Genomic DNA, 25,617 nt, shown 5'->3' with positions numbered 1-25,617 from the left:
GAAGGAGTCAAGCGGGGTAACGGCATCGCCCGGGCGCGAGTCCGCCCGCTACCATCCTCGCCGACACTCACCAACCAGGAGCCGAGGATGAAGTGGGGAAATTGGACGTTGGACCCGAAGCGCAATCTGTTAGTCCACCCTCACTACGAGGTCAGCTTGGGTGAGATGAAGACCAACGCTGTGATGATGGACTGGATTTTTCAGATCCTCCCGAAGCATTGGACGACGGCAGAAGACATCCACGAACTTCTCACGGCCTTGGACGACATCTTCATACCCCAGGAAAACCTGTGCGGTGGCGGTCAGGACAAGCAAATTGACAATCCGCGCGCATTGATCCACCGCTATGTAATGAGCCAGTCCTAGAAAAAAGCCCGCTCGGGCGAACCCGGCGGGCGAATCACCCGCAAGGTAGCAGGCGAGGAGACAACTGTCCGGCAAAAGCGCCGAGGTAATGTTCTCGCGGGACGGCCGAGTGGCGAATCCCTACAGGGGGGCGCGATCGCCAGCACAATGACGACCGATTCAATAACAACCGACCGCGCATGACACTACTCTGGCTCGGCCTCATCGTGATTTCCTGGGCATTGGCACTGCTCTCTGGCGCCTACAGCGGCGGCAGCGGCTTCTTCGTGACTGCTGCGATCTACCTCACTTGGGGCTTCGTCGCCTACTTGGCGCTACGTCTGCTCGCGAGCATCTTGGGCGCCTCCGAGAAGGCCCCCTCCGATGACGCCAAGGACAAGAAGCGCGAGTGACGAGGCGTGCGAAGGAAGAGGGAGAGTGAAATGCGCAAATATCTGACAGCCGGTCTGCTCCTTGCGGCAGCAGCGAGCCTGCCCGCGTGTGGCGGGCTGATTCCCACAGCCGGGTTCATCGCCGCGCGGCAAGTGCAGTGGAATCGCATGGATGAGATTGAGAACCGCTGGGTAGAACGACGGGCCGAGCGCAGCAAGCTCCGAGAACAGCTTGCAAACCTCCCATCGGATTCAGATGATGCGGCGCCGCTCAAGGAGCGACTGACTGCGCTCAACGCCGAGATCGCCGACTTGGCGAAGCAGTTGGACCTGCCGATGTAATTGAAGCGAATCCGCCGGGACGTACCCGGCGGATGTGTCTCCCCCAAGAGAAGCAAGCGAAGAGACAACTGGCTGACAGGTGAAGGATCTCGCGCAGTGCGCCGTACGGCGAACCCCTACAGGGGGTTCTTGCTCTCTTCCACCGGTCTGGTATCAAGATCCAGGAGGCCTGGCAGTTGAACCGTACGGATCAGCACCTCTCCACATTGCCGCATTTCGTCGCTGGTTTGGATCAGCCTGTCAGCCGCGTCGGGCCTTGCCGAGTCAACGAGAAAGTTGTGCTGAACAGCCGCTGAATGCGCCTTGTCGAAGGCCTCCCTCGCTTCAGGCTCTAGGTAGAGGCAGTTCTTCTCCCAGAAAATGCTGCACTCAGTACTGACAATACGAAACGCATCCCGGTCGCCTCTCCCTTGGGGTGCCATGCGCAAGAGATGCCTCCAATGCTCATAGGCCTCCTGATGAGCCTGCAGGCGTCTGTCGAGCGCAGCGAAGCGCAGTTGGTTGCCGGCTTTGAAGCGCTCCACGACCAGCGCGTACTGACTGCGGACCTGCTCGATCTCCCGAGTGATCGCTGCGATATCCTCCTTGTCGGCGAGGTTCTGCCCCTTCTTGCCCAGATAGGCTGGAAAAAATGCGCGCACCATGTTGACCACCAGCAGAACCACTATCGTGGTCAGCCACCAGCGCAATTCCCCGTCCGTCATTTCAATCTCCTTCGACATCTGAACCGTACCGTGCCGACACGATAGCGCGGCTCACGGCTACCAACGGGCTCGGCCCTTCCAGCCAGCCACCTCGCCCCTCAGGCAGTCGCCTACCGGGCCGGCCGACGACGACGGCGCACCACTGGTAGTTCTTGCCCGGCATCGGTGCCACGTGGATCGCATGGCGCGCCAGCACCTGGGCGAAGCCGGGCCAGTTCGTGGTGTCCGGCACACCTCTCCCAGCCCGCTCGCCAGCCACCGCACCAGCGTCCCGCCTGCCAAGCGGAAGCCTCGGGCTGGACACCTCCCCTTTTTGAGGGATTCGAAACCGCCTTGATGCCAGTATCGTCAGAGTCCCTCTAAAAAATGGAGACCATCATGCGCGCTCGCAATGTGATCGGCATTGTTGCAACTTGCGTTCCGTTTTCCATCTTCGCCGGCGTGTACCAAACGCAGAGCCAGACGGACCAGGCTGTGAAGAAAGAGGCGGCGAACACGCCAGTCAAGCTTTCCAAGGACGTTGCCGAGAAGCCTGCCAAGCAAGAGCCGAAGGCCTCCCCTACGCCCAAGGACGGCAAGAAGTAATTGCCCCCGGCGGATGCACGTCGGCGCACGGCATCCAACGCTGAGGGCTTGCATCACCACCAGCCAGTCGGGCAGCACACCGCTGAAGAACGCGCGGAAGCCCGCCTAGTGGCCCTGGGGGATGTAGCAAACGATGACTGTGGTGTCTCCCGCCGAGTCGCCTAGGTCGAAGCCGGACTAGGCCAACTGCTGCAGATCGTGTTTCATCAGGTCTCCAGCAGGGAGCGCTGCGTAGGGTCTTGCCGCTGCTTGAGCGTGGCGACCTCGCGGGCCAGCTGACGCACCTGGTTCGCCAGCTCCGCATTCAAGCGGGCCGACTGGTGCCCCTGCTCGATGGCTGCGAACTGCGCTGCTGCACCAGCCTGCAGCCCGGCAAGCATGCGGTCTTCGCGCGGCGTCAACAGGAACACCTCGTCGCCGACCTCCAGCTTGACCATGCCGTCGGGCATGAGCGTCTTCGACATGGCGCGCGCCGGCGGGTGCAGCGCGGCCGGCACGAACACTCCGCGCTGCACTCGCAGGATCTTCTCGTCGTCCACCAGCACGCCGAGCCGGTCATCGATCACGGTCAGCTTCAGGCCCGTCACCTGGGCCAGAGTCTCGCGCGTGACGATCTGCTCCTGGGCGTGCAGGTCTTGCACGGCCTCGAGCACCAGGGCGGTTGTTGATTTCCGGGCATCAGCCATTCGTTTTTTCTCCTCGTCTGGGTTCAATGCGGTCGAGCGCCCACTGGGCGGCCTTCCGTTCCTTCGGCGTCGCCGGCTGCATGCCGGCCACGATGTCCTGCCAGATGGAAACCATCCAGCTGTGAGCTGCGGCGAAGCGCTCGATCTTTTCGGCCGCCGGCGCCGGGCCCTGGTCGAGCCAACGGTGGCAGGCGTCGCAGCCGTACACGTGCCACTGGTCGTCAGCCTTGCGCGCGCCGGCCTTGCCGTGCACCGACTGGTTGCTGTGGCACACGACCGTGGTGGCCGGGTCCGGCCGGCAGACGCCGGGCACCGTCAGCAGGCAGCGCTGGCCGCGCGCCATCGCCAGCAGCGCCGGGTTGCGCTGTGCTTCGGTCTTCGGCGCGCCGCCCCGGAAGTCCGCATCGTTGATCGCAGCCATGCGAACAAAGCGGCCCGACACCTGCTGCACGCGGACCAGCACCGTGGCGTCCGGTCCCTCGGCCAGGTCCGCGCCAACGACCTTGGGCCGTTGGCGCTTGAACGCCGTTCGCTTCAGGGGCGCGCTGCGCTTCATAGGCCGAAGTCCAGCACCAGCGACGGCTCGATCAGGCCCGGCATGTCGTCGATCCACACGTTGACTGCGAAGCCCGCCTTGGCCGCCGCGTGCTTCTTGTAGGGCTGGCCGCCTGTGCACACGACGGGAACGCTGTCGGGCATGCGCGGCTCGCGCGCGAAGTCGAGCGGCGTGCGGCGTGCCGTGACGCACACCACCGCATGGCCGCGCGCCTGCGCCGTCGCAATGAACTGGCGCCACAGATCCGGGTCGGCGGTAAAAGTGCCGTCGTAGTCGAGGCCGATGGTCAGCGGCTTCATGTCGGGCCCATCCCCACGATCTCGCCCGTGTCTGGGTCCACCTGCATGCGCTCCCACTGCTCGTAGCTGGCGGGGAAGCTGACGCCCAGTTCGCTGGCAGCGAAGGCGCTCACGCGGTCGATGAGCTGGCTGTAGCCCTTCACGCCTAGATCTTCGGTGCTGACGCGCTCGCGCCGGCGCACCTTCTTGCCGGTGAGCGGGTTCTTCGTCGTCACGGTCTTGTGGCCCAGGTACTCGGCGCGGAAATGTTCCTTCCACACCGCGAGCGGGAACTGGGCGCCCTGCGGCCGCGCCTGGGCGGCAATCGTCTTCAGCACCACCCCGTGGTAGTACTTCCGCTGGCGGTCGGTCTTGGCGTCCTCGTGCAACCGGATCTCCAGCTCCAGGCGGCGGCCGGCGGCCCACTGCTGCTTGCACCACGGCGCCACGCGCTCGAGGAAGCTGGAGCGCGCCCGCTCCTGGTCGGGCCAGACTACATGCAGGGCAAGGTCGCTCATCGAATCGCTCTCCGGTAGGGGTAAGCGACCATGGCCGCATCTCTCTCGTGTGCGTTGCTACGCGCGGTCCAGCCAGTGACGACAGCGAAGGCGGCCGCGTCCAGCTTGGCGCCCTTCGCAGTTGGGCTGATGCCGTGGGCCGGGATGCCCAGGTCGGCACAGATGGCAGTGATCAGACTGCACCAGGCGTCCACCTGCCCCAGCGAGCGGGCCGTGGCCAGCGCCGCGCCGTAGTCCTTCTTCGTGCGCGCATGCCACGCGCGCCTCTCGAGGCGGCTGTCTTCGAACACCACGCGCGCCGGCACATGGTGGCGCAGGAAGTGCTCGATGGCGTGCGGCTCGATGGTGCGCAGCCAGGTCAGCACGCCGTCTTCGTAGCAGGCCAGCCCGGTGCTGGCGCCAGGGTCCACGCCGAGGATGCGTGTCGTCACAGGAGCGCCCCCTGCGGCGAGGTGCGCAGCGCGCGGAGCCGCGCGTGCGCGGCTTTCACGGCCGCGTTGCCAGCCTCCCAGTCTTCGCCCCAGATGCTCTTGAGCGCGGTGACGTACTCGGGCCTCATGGCACCGTCCTGGCGCGAGCGCCAGAAATCGGGGCCATTGGCAATGCCGCGGGCCAGGCACTCGCGGCAGTTGGCCGTGTAGCCCGGGTGATCGGCGCGCACGGCGGCCAAGTTGCAGTTCGGGCAGCTCATGCGCGGCGCCTCCCCGAATCGTTGGCGGCGTCGAGGCCAGAGAACGGCGTCGCACGGTAGTTGCGCCAGCGATCACGCGAGCGCACGGCGTGCACCGTGGCTTGGCTCACATCCAGCTCACGTGCGAGGGAACGGGTGCTCTGTTCACCGTCGAGGATGCGCGCGACCTTCTCATCCGTGAGCTTTCCCGAGGTCTTGCGCTTCGCAGTCGCAATGGCGATCCGGTGCAGCAGCGTTTTGGGCTTGCCCTTCATCTTCGCGCCGCTGTTGGAGCGCTGCATGTGCTCGAACAGCACGCAGTCGGAGGGATTGGCGCAGGTCATCGCAATCGTGCTCGCGCGGCCGAGCTTGCGCTGCCGGATTCCCCAGACGCGCCGGCGCGCAGAGCGCTCGGTACCGCCCCAGGCCGCGTACATGGCCGGGCCGCGCTCCGGGTCGATGCGCCCGGTCCACAGCATGCAACCGTCGACCGCGCGGCAACGGCCGTAGATTTCGTCCAGTTCCTCCTGCTTCGACGGGCTCCATGCTGCAGCAGCAAGGTACCGACTGCCTCCAAGGCGCACGAACTTGACCGCGCCGCTGGCCAGCAGGTCGTCGATGATCGGGCGCAGCTGGCGGCGGGCGGTGTCTTGGTTCCTGCCAGGTCATTCCAGCGAACTGGCTTCGTGCGGATGCGGGCGAACACCTCGTCGGCGTCGAATTCGATCTTGGGGCGGCGCGTTGTCATGCGAGTTCGGGCTCCGGTGTGGGGGCGAAGGCGCCGTCGTTCGCCGGCGTCAGGTTTGCGAAGTACTCGGCGCACACGTCCAGGCTGCTGCGCTCGACAGCGCGGTAGGCGCCGATGCCGTGTGCGGCCGCGGGGGACAGCTGCCCCTGGCCGTGCAGCTGGCGCTCGGCGCACGAGAGGACGTGCAGGCGGCGCTGCGCGCCGAGTGCGATGAAAGCGGCGTGCGCGATGTTGGTCATGCGGGTTCTCCTTGTCGTTGCTCGACGGCCCGGCGCACGCGGGCCGTGTACTGGGGAAAGGTTTCGCGGTTGACGCTCAGGTCGTGCTCGTTCCAACGGCCCAGGCCGATCTCCTCGCCCTTCGCCTCGATGGACGTGCGGGACTCGTCCCAAGGCTTCGCGGGCATGCCAACGCCGGAGGCAATGGCCGCGGCCTCGCCGAGCTGGCGCTTCACGATGCCGAGCAGATAGGCGAAGCCCTTGGGCGGCGTGGCCTTGGCGCAGATTTCGGCCGCGGCCTCGAACGTCTCGACAGGCACGCCCTTGGCGATGAGGGCCAGAAGCTCCGGGCTTGAAGGGTTCACATCGGCAATGCCTTTCGCACGGATGGCCTTGCAGATGGCTCCCGCCTTCGTTGGGCTTTGCACATCCGCCCCCACCAACCCGGACGTAGTTCGGGAAGTAGTGGTGGTTTCTTCTTTACTGGTACTGGTTCCGGTTCCGGTTCCGGTTCCGGTGTCGTCTCTCCCGGTGTCGCTCCGGGTGTCGTCCTGCTGGTGTCCGTCGGCTGTCCCATGGGACAGACCCGTCCTTTCCGCCTCCTTCCGTTGGCGGTACTCGGCCTTCCGGCGGCGCTCCGCGTCGCGGGCGGACAGCATCTCCAGGACACGCTTCGTGACCGTGTCGTGGTACAGGCGGCCGTCCTCGGCCTCCCACCAACCGCGCATGAGCTTGGAGCGCACCTTGGCGAAGGTCTTCATGGGCATGCCGATGCGCACCGCGATGAGCTCGTCTTCGTTGGGCAGTGAGCCGCAAGGCTCCTGACGCCAGGCTGAAAGCCACAGCATTAGCAGCCAGGGGCGCACATCGGCGGGCGCCAACGCCCAGGTGTCCGACTGCTCGATGCGCTCGTGATCCAGCTCGAAGCGCCAACCCTTCGCGCGGGTGTCATTGGGGTATGGAACAGGCCGGTTCACGTGTCCGCCATTCCTTGCGCAAAGCTGCGCGCGCTTGGCACGGCTACGACAAATGCGGCCGGCGGGCATACTCGCTGCCACAATTTCTGGAGGAGAAGGCAATGCGGTACTGGTGGGTGAACCACAACCAGACTTTCAAGGCTGAGTCGACGGGAGGCTTTATCTGGGCTCCTTTGCTGACAAGCAACGACCGTCGAAAAGTCACTTGGGACAACTTGAAGCTCGTGTCGAAGGGCGACATGGTTTTCTCCTACGCCCATCAGCACATCTGCGCGGTTGGCTTGGCGACTGCCGCTCCTAAGCCAAGCGGGCGGCCGCAGTTTGAAGCGCCGGGAGCTCAAAACTGGAACATTGAGGGGACTTACGTCTCGATCGCATGGGCACCCCTCGAAACCCGCTTCTCCCCGAGCAAGGCCATCGCGCAAATTCGCACGCTTCTGCCCACCTCGAACTCCCCTATTCGCGCCGAGGACGGCCACGGCAACCAGAGCTGCTACCTGGCTTCGATCTCCAAAGAGTTCGCTACCAAGTTGCTTCAGCTGATCGAACGCACAGATCCGAGTGCTGGGTCGCTGCTGATTGACGCGGTTGAAGGACGTGCTGAAGACAAGGCTGAAGAAGAAATTCGCCGTGCACCACTTTCCGAAACGACCAAGCGCCAACTCGTACTTGCCAGACTGGGCCACGGCCAGTTTCGAACAGACGTCCTCAAGCGTGGTCATTTCACTTGCCGAGTCACCGGCGTCACGGGCGCGGGGCTGCTTACTGCAAGCCACATCAAGCCCTGGCGCGTAGCTGATAACGACGAGAGGCTCGACCCACACAACGGCCTCCTCCTGTCGCCTCACGTTGATCGCTTGTTTGACCGCGGGTTGGTTAGCTTCGCAGCCGACGGAAGCGTGATGCTGGCCAACGAGGCCGCATCGATTGCCTGGAGAGCGTGGGGCCTCGACGACGATTTGAGGATCTCGGCCATGAGCAAGCGCGAAGCTCTCTTCATGGAATACCACCGCGACCAACTTTTCAAGCGCTAGCGCCTCGGCGAACTCGCGCTCGAAGGCGTCGTAGACATGCGAGTTCTCGGGCAGGTCGGCTAGTAAGGCCGACGTGACATCGTCGGCGTGCTGCTGGGCTACGAACAGGGGCAGCTTCGCGACGAGCTCTGGGGCTGCGTCGGTCATCAGGCGCGCCCTCCTCTCTGTTCGAATTCGGGGCCCTCAAAAAGCCCTGTCAGCCTGCGAAGCGCGCCGATACGCTCCTCGTCATGAATCAGCTTTTCAGCCGCCATTGCCCGCCACGTCTTGCCGTAGCAGGTCAGGTAGACGAAGTCACGCAGCAGCGTCGAAGGGTCGGTTCCGTTCAGGGCGCAGTGCTGCCGGAATACCTTGTCAGTCGACTCGTCAACCTTGGTCTTCAGGTCTTCAGTCAATTTTCCGAGGGGCCCGGCGACGCCTCGGGCGAAAGCCGGCTCGTCGTTCTCGTCGAGGGTGGACATCTTGAATTGCTCGTTGGGGTGAAGTGGTCAGCCGACCGGCTGGAGATCGGCGGTGCGGGCGACGAACACGTCGCGAAAGACGGCGTGGCGCCAGCAGCCCGCCGAAAACGGGTTGGCGTGCGCGATGTCGTCGCCCCGCTCGGCCGCGTGCGTGGCGAGTTCGACGACTTCGGCGTGATCGAGCGCGGAAAGAGACTTGACGTGCATCAGCGGGCCTTCGAAGGAATGAGGTGGTGACGGGGTGCCCGCGCCCTCGCGGGGTAGAGTCCGAGTTCCTCAACACGGACCCCGCGAGGGGCAGAAAAAGCCATGAACAAAGTCAACGGCAAAGCCGCCTTCGAAATCGTGAAGGCAGCAGTGGAGTCGGGAGCAATCAAGCTGGTGGGAAACACTTCGGCCGACCTGGAAGCTGCCAAGACCCGTGCCAAAGCGGATGCGGCGTACTTACTCACGCTGTTTTCCGAGTTGACGGAGGGCTCAAAGGACTAATCGAGTCGAGAAATCTGCGCGCGTTGCTGAGCGATAGAGCCAGTGCATCTGGCTCCATTGCGCTGGAGCGGGCGGCTTCCAGCAATGCAGCCCAAATGTCGAGCGCCGCGGCCGCAGAGATTTCAGGCGTGTGGCCAACAGCTCTGCGTGCTTCCGCTTCGGCGGCGCCTCCGGACTTATGGATCAGGGCCGGCGTGCGCGGCCCCTTCTTCGTGGTGCTTCGCATGTCAGCCTTCCCTCACATTGGTGGCCGGGGTTGCTTCGCCAAAATGGGTGTTCCTCAACAACCCAACGACGAAGGCCCCGGCCATGAACATTGCCCAACTGAATGCGGAGCTGCAGGAAACGAAGTTGGCTCTGCGAGCAGCACGCGCACTCCTGTTTGCGGCCCTGGAGCAGTTGCAGCAGCGAGGCCAATTCGACCCAGCGGCGATTGCGCTGCCGGACGAAGCGCTGAAGAGCACCAAGGTGAAGGACTGGCTCAGCCGAGTCACAGAGAAGCCATCGGCCTGATTCATACGTCGGTCTCCGGCAACGCCGTCGACTTGGCCGTGACGGCGTCGAATACAGCTCCCTGCATTGCGACATCCTGCTGTTGGTGCAGCGCGGCCATCGCGGCATCGAGCGCCCACTCGGCGTCATGCAGCGAAAGACCAGTGATGGTCGCTACGATCTTCTTGCGCGCCTCTTCGACATTCAGGGGCAGCTTCAGGCTTCGCATGTCAGCCCTCCCTCACATTGGTGGCCGGGGTTGCTTCGCCACAATGGGTGTTCCTCAACAACCCAACGAAGGCCCCGGCCATGGAAAAACAGTTGCTCGACGAGCTGCGCACGATCAAGCTCATGTGCATTGCCAACTTCATCGAGATCCAGGAGATCAAGCGCAAGCTAGGCATCGCGGGCAACTCACGAGAAGACATGTACGAGTACGCCAACAACACGTCCGAGCACGTGGATGCGCTGTCGAAAAAGCTGCACCGCTTGCTCAAAGACGATCTCCCGAATCTTTGGGAGGCGAACATTGGAAAACGGGAGGGCTAAAAACCTGCTCCGCGTGCAACCGATCAACTGCGTCCGCCAGGGTGCGCTGGGCGGTCTCCAGCACATACAGCGCGTCCGCGTACGACATGCCCGCGAGCGGGCGCAGCACCTCAACAGACTTGGCCTTGATGTGCTCAGGCGTTCCGAGCAATGGCTTGCTCATGTCAGCCCTCCCCGCCTGTGCCGATGGACACCTTGAGAACGCCGGCGCACCAGAGCACCAATCCGACGATCACGATGAAGAGCGCAGCCGCGCCGATGGCTTCGAACTCGTTCATGCGTCAGGCCCCCTGCTCCGCGGGCTCGGCCCCAGGCGTAGCGGCGGCGATGTCGAGGACCGGGCGACCCTTCGGGTGCGGCCATTTCTTGTCAGGCACCCGCAGCCACGGGGCTTCCGGGCGCAGCTGCTCGCAGACATAGCGGCCGTTCGTTGCTCGCTCAATCGTTGGGCAGTGGTGCTCCGGTATCGCCTTCCACCCGTGCACGGTCGGCACGGAAAGGCGAACCATGCGGGCTACGGCCGTAGGGCCGCCGAGGTCTTGTACGGTGATCATGCCGGCCATTCTAAGGTGTGCCTAAGATTATTCGCAAGGCACACCTAATGACTTCTTTATTAGGATTGCCTAATGACGACGTTGAAGCAGCGCTTCGCCCTGTTGGCCCGCGAGCGCCCCGACATTTCCCAAGCCGATCTCGCACGCGCGACCGGAGCGAAGCCGCCTTCGGTGAATGCCTGGTTCAGTGGCGAAACGAAGGCCATGAAAGCCACCACTGCTGCAAAGGCGGCAGAGCTGTACGGCTGCAATACGCTCTGGTTGTCCGATGGCCAAGGGCCAATGTGGCCAGCTTCTCGCAACAGCGCAGCCACCGCGACGGTCGTCCCCACTCCGCCCGGCACGCCACCACAAGCAAGCGCTGCCGCACCGCAGGTAGGCGACAACGAGGTAGTGATCGTTCAATACGATGTGAGCGGCGGCATGGACAGCCGCGGCAAGCTGCTGCTCGAAGCAGAGCCACCAGGCATCATCAAGAGCTGGCGGGTAGATCGCGAGTGGCTGGAGCTCAATGTGCGGTCGTACACGAGCATCCAGAACCTCTGCATCGTGACCGGCTTCGGCCCATCGATGCGAGGCATGTTCAACCCTGGCGACCCTCTGCTGATGGATCGAGGCGTCAACCGCGTCGACCACGAAGGCGTGTACTTTTTTCGCGTGGGGGACGAGGGCTACATCAAGATTTTGCAGCGCGTCCCTGAGTTCAATGGGCCTGGCTTCGTGCTGCGCGTGATCTCGAAGAACGAGGACTTTCCGCCCTATGACCTCTCCCCGAAAAATCCACACCTCCAGATCATCGGCAAGATCTTGACCGTCTGGAAAAGCGAACAGTACTGATCGCAGCTGGATCTATCCGGCATATCGCGACGAGAGCCCCGAGTCCTCCCTCCTCGATGCCTCTCGCCGCTCGGCTTTTGATGGCCCTCCGCGGCGCGCGCCGCACTTCTACTTCTCGTTGCGTCGCTTGTATTCGGAAGAAGCGGTACCGGTGGCAGCGCGCGACGCTGTTCCTACTGCGCCAGCAGCGGCCCCTCGCACCAAGCCCGTTGCGGCTCCGCCAGTCAGCGCGTTGCCTATTGGGTCATCCCGCAACGGCTTGTCATATTTTTCCAGCCGTCGAACCTCCTGCATCTTGGCGGCCTCGCGCTTGTTGTACTCAGCACCAGCGCCAGCAGCCTGAGCCCAGACACCAGATGAGGACGTAGTCGCAAGCACCACAGTCATTGCTACAGCAGAGAGTTTCACGATTGTCTCCTTTTGACTGACACGGTTGAGAACCCGCGCGGAGTTTGGCAAGGAGCCGACTGACTTGCATCCCTCGTTCAGGGTAGGTGTTCGGCCCCATCAGTCTGCTGCGGGACCGAAGGCCTCGCCGAAGCCCATTGGCAAAAGGCGCCGCCCCCTACTAGAGCCCCAAAATATTAGGCACACCTATTGACCAAATAATTCGGCACACCTAATATTCGCTCCGCCGGCCGATGCAGCCGCGAGGAGCACAGATGCACAACAACCCCGGGCACACAGCCCACCCCCAGCCGGCAGCCCAGTCGGTACCCTGGCCCGAGTTCATCGAAGAGCAATTGCTGGCCTTCGACCTCGCCTACGCGGTCGCCAAGGACACCGGCGCGCTCGAGCGCATGCAGGCCTCGGCCGCGCTGAACCTCGAGCTGTCGCACAACCGTTCGGCGAGGCTCGCATGATGGCCACGCTGATCGCCCACGGGCTGGAGCTGCAGCGCCAGATCACCGCCCAGCGGCACCGCTACGCCGAGGCGCGCGCCGCGCGCGCGATCGGATGGTGCGCAGCATGAGCGCCCTCTTCCATATCCCACTGACCGCATCGCGGCAGTTCGTCGGCACCGTCGATGCGACGCACGAACGCGCCACGCTGTGTCCACGAACGCTCGAGCAGGCCTTCGGCCCTGCCGCCAACTCCGGCGTCCTCGTTCCGATGGATGCCGACACGCCGATGCACCCCTCTGAAAAGTTGGTGATGCGCGCCAGCGTGCTCGCTGGGCTCTTCGTCATCGTTCTCCTCGTCATCGAAAGGTTCGCCCAATGAGCGTTCGCCTCGTCCACCCGCCGCGCCCGCAGCACGGCGCCGCCACCACGCCCGCCGGCTTCCCGCCTGCCGCCAACGACGAGGCCATCGGCGGCCTCTGGTTCCCGTCCACCGGCCGCGACAACCTGGTTGTCGGCACGTTGGTCCTGCTGCTGATCCTGGCCGCCGTGCTACTCGCCATGTACGGCGAGGGCCCGCGCGATTCCTGGTTCGCTCTGTGGGGCATCGCGAAGTGAGCGCCGCACTCGCTCACTCGGAGCCCGAGGTTGTCGTAGCCAAGGCGCCCGTGATCCTGGCGCCGCGCAACGAGATTGCGACGGTGATGCACGCCATCACGGCCGCCGCCAACGACCCAAACGTCGATGTCGACAAGATGGAGCGCCTCCTGACCATGCACGAGCGCATGCACGCGCGCGCCAACGAACAGAAGTTCAACGCGGCCATGACGAAGGCCCAGGCCGCGATGGGCCCGATCTCGGCCGACGCGGTCAATCCGCAGACGCGCAGCACCTACGCCAGCTACGCGCAGCTCAACCGCGCCCTGCGCCCCATCTACACAAAGAACGGCTTCGCGCTCAGCTTCGACACCGACGACAGCCCGAAGGAGAACCACATCCGCGTGCTCTGCTACGTGTCGCACGCGGCCGGGCACATGCGCACCTACAAGTGCGACATGCCGGCCGACGGCAAGGGTGCCAAGGGCGGCGACGTCATGACGAAGACCCACGCCCAAGGCTCGGCGATGACCTACTCCCAACGCTACTTGCTGAAGCTGATCTTCAACGTGGCCATCGGCGAGAGCGACGACGATGGCAACGGCGCCGGCGCCGACCCCAGCGACGTGAGGCAAGCGACCGAGGCCGACCGGCTCACCGATTCGCTGTTCCATCGCCTGCGCGGGACCAAGACGGACGCCGAGGCCGCAGCGCTGTGGGCGGAAGGATCGAGCGCGCTGGCGGTGACACAGCGCCGCGATCTCTACACCGAGTTCAAGGACGCGGTGATCGCCCATCGCCAACGGCTGAAGGCAGGAGCGCGTCCGTGATCCTGCTGAACTACCCACAGGGGAGCGAAGACTGGCTGCGCGCGCGCTGCGGCGTGCCCACGGCCTCGCGCTTCTCCGACGCGAGAGAGCGCGTGGGCGGCCTCAGCGACCAGCAGCGCCTCTACGTCGACGCCCTGCAGTTGGGCATGGAAGAGCCGGACGCGCGCGCCAAGGCGGGCTACAAGCTGAAGCCGACCGCAGGCGCCATCGCCAAGGCGCTCCGCGGCGAGCCGACCACGGAGCCGGGCGCGGCCGCCATCAAGTACGCCTGGCTGGTCGCGTTCGAAACGATCAGCCGCGAGCCGCTCGACGACACGTTCGTCACCTACGCGATGCGCCGCGGCCGCGACCTTGAGCCGCGGGCCCGCATGGTCTACGAGGCACGCACCGGCGCGCTGGTCGAAGAGGTCAGCCTGATCCTGACCGATGACGAGCGCTTCGGGTACTCCTCGGACGGCCTGATCGACGACGACGGCATGGTCGAGATCAAGTGCCCGCTGGCCTGCGACAAGCTGGGCCAGGTCTGGGCCAGCCCGGAGACGGCGCACCTCGAGTATCTCGACCAGATCAACGGCGGTCTGTGGATCACCGGCCGCAAGTGGTGCGACCTGGTCGTGTACTGCCCCTGGCTGGAGCCCGTCGGCAAAGACCTGTTCGTGAAGCGCATCTACCGCAACGAGGACGCCATCGAGGCCCTCGAAGCGGACCTGATCGACTTCAGCGGTCTCGTCGAAAGCTATCTCGAGATCCTGCGCACGCCGAAAAAGATGTCCGGCGCCGACAAGGTCGCAGCGGCATCGCCCCCGGCCGCCGTCACCAGCACCGCGGCCGCCCCGCAGCCCGCCCTTTTCGCAGACCCCGCGCCGCTCGCGCGCGCCGGCAATGCGGTCATCGACAACCCCTTCTGAGAGGCCCTATGTCCGAACTTTCCACCGTCACCCCGAACGCAGTTGCCGCCCAGCCGCAGACCATTGCGCAGGCCGCGCTCGCGCTCTTCTCCCCGCTCGAAACCGAGGTCAAGACCCTCGCGGAGCGGTACCGCGATGTCGCCTTCGACATGAGCACGCCGAAGGGTTTCAAGGCCGCCAAGGACGCACGCCTCGAGCTGCGTGAATTGGGCCGCTTCGCGCTGCAACGCCTGCGCGACAGGACCAAGGAGCAGCTCAACGACTGCAAGAAGGTGGTCGATGGGGAGGCCGCGCGATTGATCGAGATCGTGAAGCCCATCGAAACCGCCGTCGACGAGCAGATCACGGTGCATGAAAACAAGCTCGCCGCCGAGAAGGCCGAGCGCGACCGAAAGGAAGCCGAGCGCGCGCAGCGGCACCTGGACGCCATCGCCAGGATCGAAGGCTACGTGGCCAAGGCCGAGGGCCTGTCCATCGAACGAATCGAAGCCGGCTTGGCCTACGTGCGCGAGATCGACGTGAGCGCTGCCGTCTTCGAAGACTTCGCGGTGCGCGCCGCTGCTCAGAAGGACGCGACCATCCGCGCGCTGGAAAAGATGATCGCCGAAGCCCGGGAGCGCGCCGCCGCAGAAGAGCTGCGCGTCGAGAACGAGCGGCTGCAAGCTCAGCTCGAAGAACTGAGGCGCCAGCAGGCGGCCCCAGCGCCAGCGCCAGCGCCAGCCCCCGCACCCGCACCTGCGCTGACGCCCGCTGCGGCACCTGCAGCGCAGGAAGAAGTCGTCGAGGCGGCAGCGGCGGCCGAGCCGCCCAGCCCGCCGCGGGCAGTTGCCGCACTTTCGCGTGGTCGCATCACGCATGCGACGGACCCCGCCCCCGCCCCCGCCTCCGAGCCCGCCCGCCAGTTCGCCGCGGGCGCCGTCGCCGCCAACGAGTCCGCGCCGGCCGGCGCCCCCACGCTGCGCATCGGCGACATCGCCGCGCGCTTGGGCTTCACGCTTACCGCCGAGCAGCTGCGGGGCCTTGGCGTCGAGCCTGCCGGCCGCGAGCGCGCCGCCACGCTCTATCACGAGCACCAGTTCCCCACGATCTGCGACGCCCTCGCGCACCGCGCCACCGAAGCCAAGGCCGCGCACGCGCTGCGCCTGGTCGCCTGACCCCCCATCACCAGGAGCAACCATGCCCAAGACCTCCCCCGCACCGGCCTCCCTCAACGACGAAGCCGAGCTCATCGTCATCGCGATGAAGCCCGTGAAGTCCCAGCAGGTGGCCTCTATCGGCTACGACGCCGGCAGCAAGACCCTCGCCGTGACCTTCACCCACGGGCCCGGCACCGTCTACCAGTACCCCGGCGTTGACGCCAAGGTGCACGCCGATTTCCTCGCGGCCGAATCCATAGGCACGTTCTTCGGCAAGCACATCAAGACGCGGCCCTTCAAGAAGTTCGCACCGCCCAAGGCCGCTTGACTCGGCCATGAGCGAACGCACACCAGAAACAAGGCGCGCCCGGCGCGTTGGGATGCTTCGCCACCGACAAAACGCGACGATGCGATACCTTGACTTGGCTTTATTGCGCCGTAAAGCCGGTAATTTCGTACTCTTGAGTTCTTGTAGGCGATTTGAACTCGAGGGGAATTGCAAGAGCATAGTCGATCAAGTAGACCGATTTTTTCTTGGAATCGAAGCCTCTGTCGTTTTTGGTAGTGCACGCCAACCACACACCATTCCCAGAAAAATTCTTTTGCAAGCTGGCTGCAGGTGCTATTTTTTCAGCAATGCATTCGGACTTTTCAGTTATGAAGTTAAAAGCTTGGGGGCGATTGCCCAGCTTTGTTTCGAAGACCAACTTATCCCCGACCTTCATATTTGCCGGGTCAAACTTAAATTGCGCCACATCCTTGACTTCTTGGTACGGCACCGGAAAAGTGTCCCCACTGATGATTGTGTCGCTCCTCAACTGCAAGAGCCCAGCCCAAGTCAGATACACAAATCGCGCCGTGAGAAAGTCATTATTCCGAAGCTCACGGACCTCGCGATAAAAACCATTGCCAAGATTCGTGAATCGAACATCAAAGGGACTGACCTTCGGGGTTTGCTCCCCAATACCAGCCTGACTTAAATTCATTTTCATCGAAAAATCTTTAATTTCAGGCTTTGGCTTCAGATTAACCTCCGTCAATTTTGCTCGCAAAGCTGCAGACGGGTACGAAATGCTGTATTCCGAATTCAGATAGCCGTTGAAATCAGCATTAATTTTTTCAACATTAGGATAAGCAACGCACCCTGAAAGGACTGTCACAGCGGTAAAAATGAATGTGCCCTTAGTAGCCGAACCAATTGAAATCTTCACGCTCTTCCTCTTGTTAAAAAATGTTTTCATCCTATCAGATGAAATTGAATGTGCTATGTGAAAAATTCCCGGTTGCCGTCGCTTGCAAGCGAGGCGGCGTCACCTCGATACGGTCGATCAGGATCTGTGCGACGGCCGCACGCTGTGCGTCGGTTTGTTCAAAGTCGGAAGGCGCTGCTGTCCCCGGATTCCCGCCGAGTGTCGGCGTCGACGCGGGAGACCCGTCATGACGACGGCGCGCGCCCCCATCACCCCGTGGAACCCGTCGCGCAGCGCCACCGCGCGCGTCAGGAACCCGCTGCCCGTGCCCGAGAGCTGCCCGAACTGCGGCTCGCCGGTCTTCATCGACTCGAACAGCTGCATCTATGGACGTGAGCACGGGGAATGGCCCTGGGCGCTGATGTGCACCGGCTGCGACTCCTACGTGGGGCTGCACCCCTTCACGGGCATTCCGCTCGGCACACTGGCCACGCCCCAGATCCGCGCCGCTCGCAAGGCGGCTAAGGCAGCCTTCAACCCGCTGTGGGAGGGTGACCGGGCCCAGATGACCCGCACCGCCGCCTACGGCTGGCTCGCCGCCGAACTCGGCATCGCCAACGTCGAGGAATGCCACATCGCGTGGTTCGGCGTCGCGCAGTGCCGTGCCGTCGAGGCGGCGATACGGGCGCGCGGCCCGGCACCGAAGCACCGCCACACCTGCCACTGGCCAGGCTGCGAGCGCGACGTGCCGCCAGCCATGTGGGGCTGCAGCCCCCACTGGTTCAGCCTGCCGAAGACGCTGCGCGACGACATCTGGCGCGCGTACCGGCCCGGCCAAGAGATCACGAAGACCCCAAGCGATGCATATGTCGCCGCCGCACGCGCGGTGCAGCGATGGATCGCCGAACACCAGGAGGAAAAGGCAGCATGACCAATTCGATTGAAACCAGCGAGTCCAAAGCCCTGCCGTGGGCGCCGCGCGGCGCGGCCGCGCTCGAGACGGATGCGGCGCCCGTCGTCGACAAGTTCAAGGGCGACAACGCCCACTTGATCCGCCGCATCAAGGCACCGCTCGAATCCGCCGCGATGCGCTTCGAAGAAATCGCGGTGTCCGCATGACAGCGCTTCTCCGCGAACTGCTGCAATGCGGCCACAGCGCCCCGAGTCAACGACGCGCAGGCGCCGGAAAGTGGATCACCGTGAATGTGCCTGCTGGATTGTGGGCAAAGATTCAAGCCGCCACCGAGCTGAATGAACCCGGTGAACGTTCACCCTCGGTTCCGACGCAAAGGCCCCGTCGACCACCCGCCCAGGCCCTGCAGGCGGCTCTCATACCCGACGCACTCTTGCGCATCGACGTCGTCGAACATCTCACCGGCCTCGGCGAGTCGACGATCCGCCGGAAGATGGCCACAGCCAACTTCCCGCAGCCGATCAAAAACGGTGCGCGATGCACTCGCTGGCGCGCCGGCGACGTGACGACCTGGTTGCGCGAACAAGGAGCTGCAGCGTAGGCGCCACGTGCTTCGGCGGAACCTCACCTAATCCGCCAGCACGATCGACAGCCGCCAACAGGCGGCGCGTAAAGAGCTGGAGCAACTTCGACCCTTCGGAACGCCGCCCCGGCGCTCACTGCAGCGCCTAGCTACTGACGCTTCCCTAGCAGGCGCCCCTTACCGATACGCAGACTTTCGTCCACACAGAAGGCCCGCTTCCTCATCGACTTCGGCGGCCCCACGTGATACAAATCTCCTAAATTCCAAAACAGATTCTCAAATTTCCGTATCGATTCGCGTCTAAACTGCGACACAACCTCAAAAAGACGTCTCGCCGTGGATCATTTGTCGGAAGTTCTGAAGATACTTGACGGCGCCTTGCGCGCCAACGCAAGCATGGCCGCGAATTACGCAGGCTTGCTGGCCGACAAATTGGAGCAATCCGGCAATCGTCAGCAAGCCCGCCAAGTAAGGGAACGTCTAGCTCGGGCGCCGGGTGCCCTAGTTTCTGTACAAGACGGCGAACGCGGGATCAGCCTGAACAATCTTCCCGTCGACGGGGAAAGCCGGCTGCACACGGTCGATGTAAGCCAGCCCGCATCGCACGATATCTGCCTTGAGCTCCCCAGTGCCATTGAGTCGCGGATTCAAGAATTTCTTTCAAGCGTGCGACATCACGATGCTTTGGTGGCCGCTAACGCTGCGCTGCCGAACCGACTTCTGCTGTACGGACTGCCAGGCACGGGCAAGACTCAACTGGCACGATGGGTGGCCGCTCAGCTTGGCCTGCAGCTATTAACTGTGCGTTGCGATACGCTGGTGAGCAGCCTGCTTGGTCAAACCAGCCGGAACTTGCGGCGCGTATTCGACTACGCGGAACAACACCCCTGCGTGCTTTTGCTCGATGAGTTCGACGCTTTAGCGGGCGCCCGCGGCAATGAGCGAGATGTCGGCGAACTGCAAAGAGTGGTTATCGCGCTGTTGCAAAACATCGATGCCCTGCCCGACAGCACCATCTTGCTAGCCGCCACCAATCACGACCAATTGCTGGACCCCGCAGTTTGGCGCCGCTTTAGTTTCAGGGTACCCATGCCGCTACCAGACCACGGCGTCCGCAGGGCTCTATGGAAGCAGTTCTTAGCGAGCTATGCGCCAGCCACTTTAGATCTCGATGGACTGGTCGCGCGGTCCGAGGGTGTAACAGGAGCGGTTATTGAACAAATCTGTTTGGATTCGAAGCGGGCCGCTGTAATCGCAGGCCACTCGGAGGTCGACGAACACGAAGTGTTCCGACGCCTTGGATTGATGCTCGCCCTGATCGAGCGGTGCCATTGAGCACGCGAGATGCTGAGATGGCGTGGTTGCGTCGTTGGGATCGCAAGATATTCTCGCTACGCGTGCTTGCCAAGCTTTACGGAGTTTCGACCCGTCACGTTACCAACATAACTCATGAGGGAGTCTCAGATGGCCACGAAGAGGACAACCAGAAGCCAAACTGATTCGCACAGGCCGGCATCAAGCCCCAGCCCAGCCAACCCGTTCCAGCAGATTGCGTTCGAGAGACGGGATTTACAGGGCATGGAGCCGGGCGGCGGCCCCAAAAAGGAGTTCGTCGCTGTCGATACTGCGTATCGTCAGGCACTGGCTATGTCCCTCGATGCCGCCACGGAACAGATTGCGCCGGAGATGCGAGCGCATCCGCTTTTGTTGGCGCCACTCGTTATCCGCCTGCGTCACGAGGCCATTGCCAAGTCCCATCGTCCCGTCAAGATTGTGGCGGAATCCGGCTTAGTGCCAGCCGGTCACGAGCGAGTTGAAGAGATGCTGGTTGGCGCCCACAGCGGCAGCATCACCGCGCTACGCAGCGTGATACTCGACCGCGACATCAAGGCGATCAGAGCTAACCTGAGCGCGATTGAGAGCATCGAGCCCTGGAGCCGTGCCCAGCGAAATCCAGAAGGGACGCAGGCAGTCACGGCGCAAGGTCGCGCGCTGCTGCGGTTCTTCAGATACGGAAATGACGCCGCTAACGCCACCCTTTTCCAAGCGGTGCGGGGTCTATTCAACCACTTGGGTCTAAAGCACCGCTTTTTCCGGCAAGGCCGGCACGGCTGGTTCTTTGCGAGCCTTCTGGACGTTAGCGACGTTAGCGACGACAAGTTCGAAGAACTGCTCAGCTTTCCCGGCTTGCGGCGTTTAATGCCCGAACCAAAGCTACTGCCGACGGCAACCCTACCCTGGGCAGGAACGCAAACTAGTACTGTGGCCCCGCACCTCGTCGCGCCGAGGGCCGGTCTGCCGACGGTTGCAGTCTTTGATACGGGCACTGCGGCGACTGCAGCATCCCTGCGCCCGTGGATCGCTGGGACCAAAACCTATGTGCTACCGCCTGATACCGATCACCAGCACGGCACCAACGTCGCCTCTCTGGTGGCAGGCGCGCATGGCATGAACGACGCCCATGAAAATTTGCCCCCGCTAGGGGCAATGGTTTATGACGTCTGTGGCCTAGAGTCTGCGAGCGGCGGCTTTGTCGGAGACCTCGTGCTGCGACTTGAAGACGCTATCCGGAGCCGGCCGGACGTCCATATCTGGAACTTGTCGCTAGGAACCTCCAACGCTTGTGACGAGCAAACGTTCAGTGAGTTTGCCCAGGCTCTCGATCAACTGAGCGATCAGTATGACGTGCTATTTGTTGTGGCGGCCGGTAACTATTTGGCCGAGCCACGCCGGACCTGGCCCGCACTTGCCGATTTGCGGGACCAAGTCTCATCGCCCGGAGAATCCGTGCGCGCGCTGACTGTGGGGTCCGTCTGCCACATTGGTGCGCCTGACACCCTAAACAACGTTGGAGAACCGGCCGCATACAGCCGCCGAGGCCCTGGCCCGGTTTTCACGCCAAAGCCCGACATTGTTCATTTGGGAGGTGGCGTGCATGCGCCGTGGAATTCCGGCGCTTCAAGTGTTGCAGTCCTGACGGCCAACAACGCTCGTGCACGCGGCTTCGGCACGAGTTTCGCGGCTCCTATCGCATCGAGCATTGCGGCACACGCATGGGATGCGATTGCAGGTGGCACGGCCTTGACGCCCAAGCCAGCTCTCGTCAAGGCCCTCATGGTCCACTCGGCCCAGTTGTCATCACCGCCGTACACGCCCCTGGAACGGCGCTACTACGGAGCGGGCTTGCCCACGGATGTACTAGCTGCTCTTTACGACCGAGACGACAGCTTCACTCTAATCTTTGAATCGCGACTTGTGCCGTCGGTACGGTGGCGGAAGGCACCGTACCCAATCCCGGAAGGCCTATTGCGCGATGGAAAGTTGCGCGGTGAAGTCATCATTACGGCGGTCTATGCTCCACCACTTGATGGCAATGCCGGAGCGGAATATGTACGGGCCAACGTGGAGCTGAGCTTTGGCACCTTGGAAGGGGACAACATACACAGCAAGGTGCCGCTCAAAGGCGAGGACGGCACGAACGGCTACGAGACTGCGCAGGTGGAGCACGGCGGAAAGTGGGCGCCGGTAAAAGTCCATCGCAAAGTATTTGCCAACGGCATCGGCGGCGATACCTGGGCTCTCCAAGCGCGAATGTTCCTTCGTGAGTTCGAACCGCCGTTGGCCGAAGGCTTAACCGTCTACATCCTCTGCACGCTCCGCTCACTGGACGGAGATACGAACATTCACGCTCAAGGCCTGCGTGCACTAGCAACGACGAACTGGGTGCATCAGGACATGCCGGTGCGCGTACCAATTCAGACAATGACATGATGAAAATACGTGATGGCGTGCTCGCCTACCTGGTATCTAGCGTGAGCTCTGTGCCATGAACCGCCTTCCTTGTTTTGAGGCCTCCGTTCTTCAGGCGGTCTGCCGAGTGTTAGGCGACACTAATGAGGGCCTCACCGGGCAAGAGATAGGCTACGTTCTAACGGACATGGGAATCGAGGATCCAAGCGCCGACGAAACTAAGTGGAAACGCATCTTCAATGCGCTTGTGCTCCAACAAAACAAGCATCAGTTCGGCAACCATGTAATCCTGTTCGTCAATCGCGCAATGGCCCCGGCGCGGTTCATTCAGAAGCCCCAGCAGTTCCGACATATGCAAGATGGACTGAATGTCGCGTTGTCCTTGGCTAGCTACGGGGTCAACGATCAGGGCAAGGTAATTCGAACAGCTAGCGAGACTACTTTGTCCGGGGCCGTAGCACGCGCCAGACGTCTCAAGTCAATACTTGAAGATCGTGGCACCCATCCGCAGATTTTCGCGTATTGCACAGCTGAGCTGCTCGCGGAAAACTACTTTCACGCCGTACTCGAAGCGGTCAAAAGCGTGGCTGAGCGTTTGCGTCAGATTTCTGGCTTGACTATTGACGGAGCCGAACTCGTCAATCAGGCCTTATCGACTAAGTCGCCAATCGTTGCGTTGAACAACTTAATTACCGATACCGAAGTTAGTGAGCAAAAGGGTATCAGCAACTTGCTGTTAGGTCTCTTCGGTTCCATACGAAATCCAACCGCACACGCACCGAAAGTCACTTGGCCTATGCCTGAGCAAGATGCGCTGGATATCTTTGCGCTAGTGTCGTTTGTGCATCGCAAGCTGGATGGAGCGCGAAAGGTGTAACCCGTGCAGCCCCAAGGCTAGAAGGTCATGAAAATTGCGCTAAGGGGTCTGCTTGGAATTGCAACTGTGAGCGCAGGGCGATCAGCCGCCGCTCTCGGGTAGCCTCGCCTCCCCGTCCGAAGGCTGACCGTTCTCTGCGGCTTGCCTAGTACTTGGCAACTTCGATGCGGTACTCAAGAAGTCACGGAAGTGTTCAACCTTGGTGGCGATCAGATAGTCGCTGCTTGGCCAGCCCCAGATGATGCCAGTTACCAACGCCATGCTTGGCTCCCAAGGTCGACGAGCATAAAAGCACTCGAGTCGACGGGAGTTCCATACAAGGCTGCCGCTTAAGCCATTTGGAAGTGAAAGTCCAGGACTACTCGAGTCATGCTCGTCAAAACGGATTGCTTTCTCCGGACTGTATCCAACACCGAAGTGATAGGCGGGGTCAAACCGTTCGTGAGGGACTTCATCCTCGCGGAAAATGTGCTCTTGTGTCGACAGAACCTGTGCGACTGCGTAAGTCGCAGCAAGTTGCTTTACCCGCGCGCCGGGATAGCCTGCAGTCCAAAGAATTTCGTGAAGGTGGGTTTCATGTCGCAGCGCAAAACGGCTCAGCGGAATAGCAAATGCACCTTCTCCATACATGGCCCAAGTGTCGTCTCCTATTCGACTGACGCCCACATCGAAAGGCTCCCCCATCGTGTACTTCAAATAGGCGCCCGTCACGTAGCGATCGAAATTGGGGAACGAATGTTGAAGGCGCACGTTCTTGACGACGTGTTCGTTGCTGAGCAGTAGCTTCACCCCATCAACCTCGACAAGCGAGCCCGTTCCATTCTCGAGTAGGTCTGAGCCTCCTTCTTGGGGAAAAAAGACCTCAGAAAAACTAGATTTGAGGTGCTCTGCCATACCGTCCTGCACCTCGCGAAACATCGATGTAAGCACGTCATGGGGGATGGCGGCCTGTTCAGGGTGGAGGCTCTCGGGCATCGTTGGTGGCTCCAAGGTTGATGCTTTCGTATTGGGAAAAGGCGGCAATTGCCACATTGGCGCCACACGACCTGTGCCATGGGGGGCTAAGTCGTTGAATTTACTGGATTTTTCAGGAGCGTCCGTCCAATCCATCATGGGCGCGACGGAAATGGCTTTTCTCAGCGCGATGCACACGCTGGCGCGCCGCCGACATGACGACTTGGCTGAGCGAGCAAGGATTGGCAGCGTGAGCGCCAGCCGCTCTTTGCTGCAGTAGCCCACGGGCAATTGGGTTCCCCCCGGCCAGATCAAATTCGGGCTCGATGACCCCTCACTACGCACTTTTCGCACTGATGGCATCGAAAACCAGTACATTCAATCCGGGGGAACAGACGGGGGAACAATTCGAACGCCTACGAAGGAAATCGAATGCTGGCGCGGCCTACAGCTCATCCTTCAATCCCCTCCGGGCCCAACCGCAACGGGTTTCTCCAACTTTTGCGCCGTTGCTCCGCCGGAAGGACGACGCACAGAGCACTCATGCGCGAGCTACCGCCAAGTCGACGCGCTTGCTGCCCACGGATGCGGCAGTAGGTTCAACCCGCCCGTCGCCTGCTCGCTCCCTCGCGGTACAGCCCCTCCGATCTCTCCCAAGACTGCCCAGTCATCCTCCGAAAGGTGATCACTGCCGTGCTACCGGTATCCGTTGACTCCCACAAATGCGGTATTTGGTTTGCAAAATGGCATGGATAGATTCGGGTCTTCCACCACGAGGAGACGTCGATGAATTACAAGAGCCCGCTATTGGCATTCGGCCTTTTTCTTTACGCCGCCCTTGCGAGCGGCAATGAAGCGCAGCGCGCATGCGGGGACTTCGACAGCGCCGTCATGACAACGCGCGCGCAATGCCAGCGCGAGCGAACACAGGACGACAGAGAGTACTGCGCAGCCACCAGGCTCAAACGCGCCCAAGACGCACACGCCTCGTGCCTTGTTCGATTCAACACCCGGGGAGCGGGATCCGTTCAAGAAGCCAGGGAGCGCTCAAATCGTATCCGGCGGGAACCCTGAGGCGAAATAACGCTTGCCATTCATCATTGACCAAACAGGGTTTTATAGGAGTTCACATGATTCGATTTTCTCTCGCCATCTTGCTGGCATTCGTCTCCTCTCATGCACTCGCCAGCAATTGGACGACATCCATGGACAACAAAAGAAAATGTGAAACTGCCGCTCATGAGGCTGAGAAGAATCGCCGACCGATGGCGGCCAACCATTACAAGCAATGCGCCAAGGACTTTCAGACTGCTGCCCAATATTTTCGAGAGAATGACCAGGCATACAACGGGAAAACGGCTTTTCAGCGTGGGCTTGACCAATACAACCGGGGGAATATGCAATAGCCAATATGCCTCGGTGCGCTGATCGAGAAGATCGGCCACCAGGCTGAGTTCAGTGGCCCAATTTTTCTCTCCTCAGGACCACCCTTGCCCGCCGTCGTGCGGGCTTTTTCTTGGCCAGCGCAGTCCCAGCCCACTGGTTTCCGTGGACTCCCACAAAAGAGGTATTTCGCTTGCAAATCGAGCGACTAGATTCGGC

Annotated in this window: 41 protein-coding genes; 23 read left to right on the top strand and 18 right to left on the bottom strand. The window is 62.3% G+C overall.

The window, feature by feature from the left end; genetic code table 11:
• The first annotated feature begins 87 nt into the window (after window positions 1-87).
• The 3 genes from ACAM52_RS08915 to ACAM52_RS08905 all read left to right on the top strand — a co-directional run bounded on the left by ACAM52_RS08915 (window position 88) and on the right by ACAM52_RS08905 (window position 1,079).
• Window positions 88-366, top strand: a complete 279-nt coding sequence (locus tag ACAM52_RS08915) for a hypothetical protein (RefSeq protein WP_369646767.1) — start codon at window positions 88-90, stop codon at window positions 364-366.
• A 179-nt stretch (window positions 367-545) separates the two neighbouring features.
• A complete protein-coding gene (locus ACAM52_RS08910; protein WP_369646766.1) occupies window positions 546-758 on the top strand; it encodes a hypothetical protein in 213 nt (70 codons plus the stop codon).
• Window positions 759-788: 30 nt separating this feature from the next.
• Window positions 789-1,079: a hypothetical protein gene (locus tag ACAM52_RS08905; RefSeq protein ID WP_369646765.1), complete on the top strand. Its 291-nt coding sequence runs from the start codon at window positions 789-791 to the stop codon at window positions 1,077-1,079.
• A gap of 116 nt (window positions 1,080-1,195) precedes the next feature.
• Here the strand turns inward: ACAM52_RS08905 and ACAM52_RS08900 are convergent, their stop codons facing one another.
• Window positions 1,196-1,783 carry a hypothetical protein gene (locus ACAM52_RS08900; protein ID WP_369646764.1) on the bottom strand — a complete coding sequence of 196 codons (588 nt, stop codon included), beginning with the start codon at window positions 1,781-1,783 and terminating at the stop codon, window positions 1,196-1,198.
• A 378-nt stretch (window positions 1,784-2,161) separates the two neighbouring features.
• On the opposite strand from ACAM52_RS08900, the gene ACAM52_RS08895 reads away from it, so the two are divergent.
• Entirely contained in the window at window positions 2,162-2,368 is a 207-nt protein-coding gene (locus ACAM52_RS08895; protein ID WP_369646763.1) for a hypothetical protein, read from the top strand.
• Window positions 2,369-2,574: 206 nt separating this feature from the next.
• On the opposite strand, the gene ACAM52_RS08890 is transcribed toward ACAM52_RS08895, so the two are convergent.
• The 9 genes from ACAM52_RS08890 to ACAM52_RS08850 all read right to left on the bottom strand — a co-directional run bounded on the left by ACAM52_RS08890 (window position 2,575) and on the right by ACAM52_RS08850 (window position 7,019).
• Window positions 2,575-3,054, bottom strand: a complete 480-nt coding sequence (locus tag ACAM52_RS08890) for a hypothetical protein (RefSeq protein WP_369646762.1) — start codon at window positions 3,052-3,054, stop codon at window positions 2,575-2,577.
• A complete protein-coding gene (locus ACAM52_RS08885; RefSeq protein ID WP_369646761.1) occupies window positions 3,047-3,610 on the bottom strand; it encodes a nuclease domain-containing protein in 564 nt (187 codons plus the stop codon). The genes ACAM52_RS08890 and ACAM52_RS08885 overlap by 8 nt, the downstream gene beginning before the upstream one ends.
• Complete coding sequence (locus ACAM52_RS08880) at window positions 3,607-3,909, bottom strand: hypothetical protein (protein ID WP_369646760.1); 303 nt, start codon at window positions 3,907-3,909, stop codon at window positions 3,607-3,609. Before ACAM52_RS08880 ends, ACAM52_RS08885 begins: the two co-directional genes overlap by 4 nt.
• A complete protein-coding gene (locus tag ACAM52_RS08875) occupies window positions 3,906-4,406 on the bottom strand; it encodes a hypothetical protein (RefSeq protein ID WP_369646759.1) in 501 nt (166 codons plus the stop codon). The genes ACAM52_RS08880 and ACAM52_RS08875 overlap by 4 nt, the downstream gene beginning before the upstream one ends.
• On the bottom strand, window positions 4,403-4,837 hold the full coding sequence (locus ACAM52_RS08870) for a hypothetical protein (RefSeq protein WP_369646758.1): 435 nt from the start codon (window positions 4,835-4,837) through the stop codon (window positions 4,403-4,405). Before ACAM52_RS08870 ends, ACAM52_RS08875 begins: the two co-directional genes overlap by 4 nt.
• A complete protein-coding gene (locus ACAM52_RS08865) occupies window positions 4,834-5,097 on the bottom strand; it encodes a hypothetical protein (protein ID WP_369646757.1) in 264 nt (87 codons plus the stop codon). Before ACAM52_RS08865 ends, ACAM52_RS08870 begins: the two co-directional genes overlap by 4 nt.
• Entirely contained in the window at window positions 5,094-5,555 is a 462-nt protein-coding gene (locus tag ACAM52_RS08860) for a hypothetical protein (RefSeq protein ID WP_369646756.1), read from the bottom strand. The genes ACAM52_RS08865 and ACAM52_RS08860 overlap by 4 nt, the downstream gene beginning before the upstream one ends.
• 265 nt (window positions 5,556-5,820) lie before the next feature.
• Window positions 5,821-6,063, bottom strand: a complete 243-nt coding sequence (locus ACAM52_RS08855; RefSeq protein WP_369646755.1) for a hypothetical protein — start codon at window positions 6,061-6,063, stop codon at window positions 5,821-5,823.
• Window positions 6,060-7,019 carry a hypothetical protein gene (locus tag ACAM52_RS08850; RefSeq protein WP_369646754.1) on the bottom strand — a complete coding sequence of 320 codons (960 nt, stop codon included), beginning with the start codon at window positions 7,017-7,019 and terminating at the stop codon, window positions 6,060-6,062. The genes ACAM52_RS08855 and ACAM52_RS08850 overlap by 4 nt, the downstream gene beginning before the upstream one ends.
• A gap of 14 nt (window positions 7,020-7,033) precedes the next feature.
• On the opposite strand from ACAM52_RS08850, the gene ACAM52_RS08845 reads away from it, so the two are divergent.
• Window positions 7,034-8,053 carry an HNH endonuclease gene (locus ACAM52_RS08845; RefSeq protein WP_369646753.1) on the top strand — a complete coding sequence of 340 codons (1,020 nt, stop codon included), beginning with the start codon at window positions 7,034-7,036 and terminating at the stop codon, window positions 8,051-8,053.
• 146 nt (window positions 8,054-8,199) lie between these two features.
• Here ACAM52_RS08845 and ACAM52_RS08840 read toward each other — a convergent pair whose 3' ends face one another.
• Both ACAM52_RS08840 and ACAM52_RS08835 read right to left on the bottom strand, forming a co-directional pair.
• Window positions 8,200-8,514, bottom strand: coding sequence for a hypothetical protein (locus ACAM52_RS08840; protein ID WP_369646752.1), 315 nt, complete (start codon window positions 8,512-8,514; stop codon window positions 8,200-8,202).
• A gap of 27 nt (window positions 8,515-8,541) precedes the next feature.
• Window positions 8,542-8,721, bottom strand: coding sequence for a hypothetical protein (locus ACAM52_RS08835; protein WP_369646751.1), 180 nt, complete (start codon window positions 8,719-8,721; stop codon window positions 8,542-8,544).
• A 102-nt stretch (window positions 8,722-8,823) separates the two neighbouring features.
• Here ACAM52_RS08835 and ACAM52_RS08830 point away from each other — a divergent pair, with 102 nt between their 5' ends.
• Together ACAM52_RS08830 and ACAM52_RS08825 are read left to right on the top strand one after the other, a co-directional pair.
• Window positions 8,824-9,003 carry a hypothetical protein gene (locus tag ACAM52_RS08830; RefSeq protein ID WP_369646750.1) on the top strand — a complete coding sequence of 60 codons (180 nt, stop codon included), beginning with the start codon at window positions 8,824-8,826 and terminating at the stop codon, window positions 9,001-9,003.
• A gap of 309 nt (window positions 9,004-9,312) precedes the next feature.
• Complete coding sequence (locus ACAM52_RS08825) at window positions 9,313-9,516, top strand: hypothetical protein (protein WP_369646749.1); 204 nt, start codon at window positions 9,313-9,315, stop codon at window positions 9,514-9,516.
• A 1-nt stretch (window position 9,517) separates the two neighbouring features.
• Here ACAM52_RS08825 and ACAM52_RS08820 read toward each other — a convergent pair whose 3' ends face one another.
• Window positions 9,518-9,724 carry a hypothetical protein gene (locus ACAM52_RS08820; RefSeq protein WP_369646748.1) on the bottom strand — a complete coding sequence of 69 codons (207 nt, stop codon included), beginning with the start codon at window positions 9,722-9,724 and terminating at the stop codon, window positions 9,518-9,520.
• A gap of 80 nt (window positions 9,725-9,804) precedes the next feature.
• Here ACAM52_RS08820 and ACAM52_RS08815 point away from each other — a divergent pair, with 80 nt between their 5' ends.
• Window positions 9,805-10,044: a hypothetical protein gene (locus tag ACAM52_RS08815; protein WP_369646747.1), complete on the top strand. Its 240-nt coding sequence runs from the start codon at window positions 9,805-9,807 to the stop codon at window positions 10,042-10,044.
• Between the two features lie 281 nt (window positions 10,045-10,325).
• Here the strand turns inward: ACAM52_RS08815 and ACAM52_RS08810 are convergent, their stop codons facing one another.
• Window positions 10,326-10,553: a YdaS family helix-turn-helix protein gene (locus ACAM52_RS08810; protein ID WP_369647712.1), complete on the bottom strand. Its 228-nt coding sequence runs from the start codon at window positions 10,551-10,553 to the stop codon at window positions 10,326-10,328.
• Between the two features lie 117 nt (window positions 10,554-10,670).
• On the opposite strand from ACAM52_RS08810, the gene ACAM52_RS08805 reads away from it, so the two are divergent.
• Complete coding sequence (locus tag ACAM52_RS08805) at window positions 10,671-11,435, top strand: S24 family peptidase (RefSeq protein WP_369646746.1); 765 nt, start codon at window positions 10,671-10,673, stop codon at window positions 11,433-11,435.
• A 108-nt stretch (window positions 11,436-11,543) separates the two neighbouring features.
• Here ACAM52_RS08805 and ACAM52_RS08800 read toward each other — a convergent pair whose 3' ends face one another.
• Window positions 11,544-11,843, bottom strand: coding sequence for a hypothetical protein (locus ACAM52_RS08800; protein ID WP_369646745.1), 300 nt, complete (start codon window positions 11,841-11,843; stop codon window positions 11,544-11,546).
• Between the two features lie 254 nt (window positions 11,844-12,097).
• Between ACAM52_RS08800 and ACAM52_RS08795 the strand changes: the two genes are divergently transcribed.
• The 7 genes from ACAM52_RS08795 (at window position 12,098) to ACAM52_RS08765 (ending at window position 16,076) form a co-directional block, all read left to right on the top strand.
• The gene (locus ACAM52_RS08795; protein WP_369646744.1) at window positions 12,098-12,298 is read left to right on the top strand and encodes a hypothetical protein; all 201 of its coding nucleotides are present in this window, start codon (window positions 12,098-12,100) and stop codon (window positions 12,296-12,298) included.
• A 106-nt stretch (window positions 12,299-12,404) separates the two neighbouring features.
• Entirely contained in the window at window positions 12,405-12,659 is a 255-nt protein-coding gene (locus tag ACAM52_RS08790) for a hypothetical protein (protein ID WP_369646743.1), read from the top strand.
• Window positions 12,656-12,895 carry a hypothetical protein gene (locus ACAM52_RS08785; protein WP_369646742.1) on the top strand — a complete coding sequence of 80 codons (240 nt, stop codon included), beginning with the start codon at window positions 12,656-12,658 and terminating at the stop codon, window positions 12,893-12,895. The genes ACAM52_RS08790 and ACAM52_RS08785 overlap by 4 nt, the downstream gene beginning before the upstream one ends.
• Window positions 12,892-13,704 (top strand): ERF family protein, encoded by an 813-nt coding sequence (locus tag ACAM52_RS08780; protein WP_369646741.1) that lies wholly within the window; start codon window positions 12,892-12,894, stop codon window positions 13,702-13,704. The genes ACAM52_RS08785 and ACAM52_RS08780 overlap by 4 nt, the downstream gene beginning before the upstream one ends.
• Window positions 13,701-14,612, top strand: coding sequence for a lambda exonuclease family protein (locus ACAM52_RS08775; protein WP_369646740.1), 912 nt, complete (start codon window positions 13,701-13,703; stop codon window positions 14,610-14,612). The genes ACAM52_RS08780 and ACAM52_RS08775 overlap by 4 nt, the downstream gene beginning before the upstream one ends.
• A gap of 8 nt (window positions 14,613-14,620) precedes the next feature.
• Window positions 14,621-15,766, top strand: coding sequence for a hypothetical protein (locus ACAM52_RS08770; protein WP_369646739.1), 1,146 nt, complete (start codon window positions 14,621-14,623; stop codon window positions 15,764-15,766).
• 22 nt (window positions 15,767-15,788) lie between these two features.
• Window positions 15,789-16,076, top strand: a complete 288-nt coding sequence (locus tag ACAM52_RS08765) for a KTSC domain-containing protein (RefSeq protein WP_369646738.1) — start codon at window positions 15,789-15,791, stop codon at window positions 16,074-16,076.
• Between the two features lie 100 nt (window positions 16,077-16,176).
• On the opposite strand, the gene ACAM52_RS08760 is transcribed toward ACAM52_RS08765, so the two are convergent.
• Window positions 16,177-16,959: a hypothetical protein gene (locus ACAM52_RS08760; protein ID WP_369646737.1), complete on the bottom strand. Its 783-nt coding sequence runs from the start codon at window positions 16,957-16,959 to the stop codon at window positions 16,177-16,179.
• A 226-nt stretch (window positions 16,960-17,185) separates the two neighbouring features.
• Between ACAM52_RS08760 and ACAM52_RS08755 the strand changes: the two genes are divergently transcribed.
• The 6 genes from ACAM52_RS08755 to ACAM52_RS08730 all read left to right on the top strand — a co-directional run bounded on the left by ACAM52_RS08755 (window position 17,186) and on the right by ACAM52_RS08730 (window position 23,061).
• Window positions 17,186-17,869, top strand: coding sequence for a zinc-finger-containing protein (locus ACAM52_RS08755; protein WP_369646736.1), 684 nt, complete (start codon window positions 17,186-17,188; stop codon window positions 17,867-17,869).
• Complete coding sequence (locus tag ACAM52_RS08750; protein ID WP_369646735.1) at window positions 17,866-18,057, top strand: hypothetical protein; 192 nt, start codon at window positions 17,866-17,868, stop codon at window positions 18,055-18,057. Before ACAM52_RS08755 ends, ACAM52_RS08750 begins: the two co-directional genes overlap by 4 nt.
• Complete coding sequence (locus ACAM52_RS08745) at window positions 18,054-18,452, top strand: helix-turn-helix transcriptional regulator (RefSeq protein WP_369646734.1); 399 nt, start codon at window positions 18,054-18,056, stop codon at window positions 18,450-18,452. Before ACAM52_RS08750 ends, ACAM52_RS08745 begins: the two co-directional genes overlap by 4 nt.
• Window positions 18,453-18,770: 318 nt before the next feature.
• Complete coding sequence (iteA, locus tag ACAM52_RS08740; RefSeq protein ID WP_369646733.1) at window positions 18,771-19,769, top strand: anti-phage ATPase IteA; 999 nt, start codon at window positions 18,771-18,773, stop codon at window positions 19,767-19,769.
• Window positions 19,770-19,898: 129 nt separating this feature from the next.
• Window positions 19,899-22,205 (top strand): S8 family anti-phage peptidase IteS, encoded by a 2,307-nt coding sequence (gene iteS, locus ACAM52_RS08735; protein ID WP_369646732.1) that lies wholly within the window; start codon window positions 19,899-19,901, stop codon window positions 22,203-22,205.
• A 55-nt stretch (window positions 22,206-22,260) separates the two neighbouring features.
• On the top strand, window positions 22,261-23,061 hold the full coding sequence (locus ACAM52_RS08730) for a TIGR02391 family protein (RefSeq protein WP_369646731.1): 801 nt from the start codon (window positions 22,261-22,263) through the stop codon (window positions 23,059-23,061).
• 81 nt (window positions 23,062-23,142) lie between these two features.
• On the opposite strand, the gene ACAM52_RS08725 is transcribed toward ACAM52_RS08730, so the two are convergent.
• A complete protein-coding gene (locus ACAM52_RS08725; protein WP_369646730.1) occupies window positions 23,143-24,213 on the bottom strand; it encodes a hypothetical protein in 1,071 nt (356 codons plus the stop codon).
• Between the two features lie 588 nt (window positions 24,214-24,801).
• Here ACAM52_RS08725 and ACAM52_RS08720 point away from each other — a divergent pair.
• Window positions 24,802-25,089 carry a hypothetical protein gene (locus ACAM52_RS08720; protein ID WP_307693084.1) on the top strand — a complete coding sequence of 96 codons (288 nt, stop codon included), beginning with the start codon at window positions 24,802-24,804 and terminating at the stop codon, window positions 25,087-25,089.
• A 23-nt stretch (window positions 25,090-25,112) separates the two neighbouring features.
• Here ACAM52_RS08720 and ACAM52_RS08715 read toward each other — a convergent pair whose 3' ends face one another.
• Entirely contained in the window at window positions 25,113-25,460 is a 348-nt protein-coding gene (locus tag ACAM52_RS08715; RefSeq protein ID WP_369646729.1) for a hypothetical protein, read from the bottom strand.
• Between the last annotated feature and the right edge of the window lie 157 nt (window positions 25,461-25,617).

Origin of the sequence: Variovorax sp. V118 (assembly GCF_041154445.1) — a bacterium.
GTDB classification, from domain to species: domain Bacteria; phylum Pseudomonadota; class Gammaproteobacteria; order Burkholderiales; family Burkholderiaceae_C; genus Variovorax; species Variovorax boronicumulans.
The sequence above is the reverse complement of the archived record's forward strand: the minus strand, read 5'-3'. Positions and strand labels throughout refer to the sequence as shown.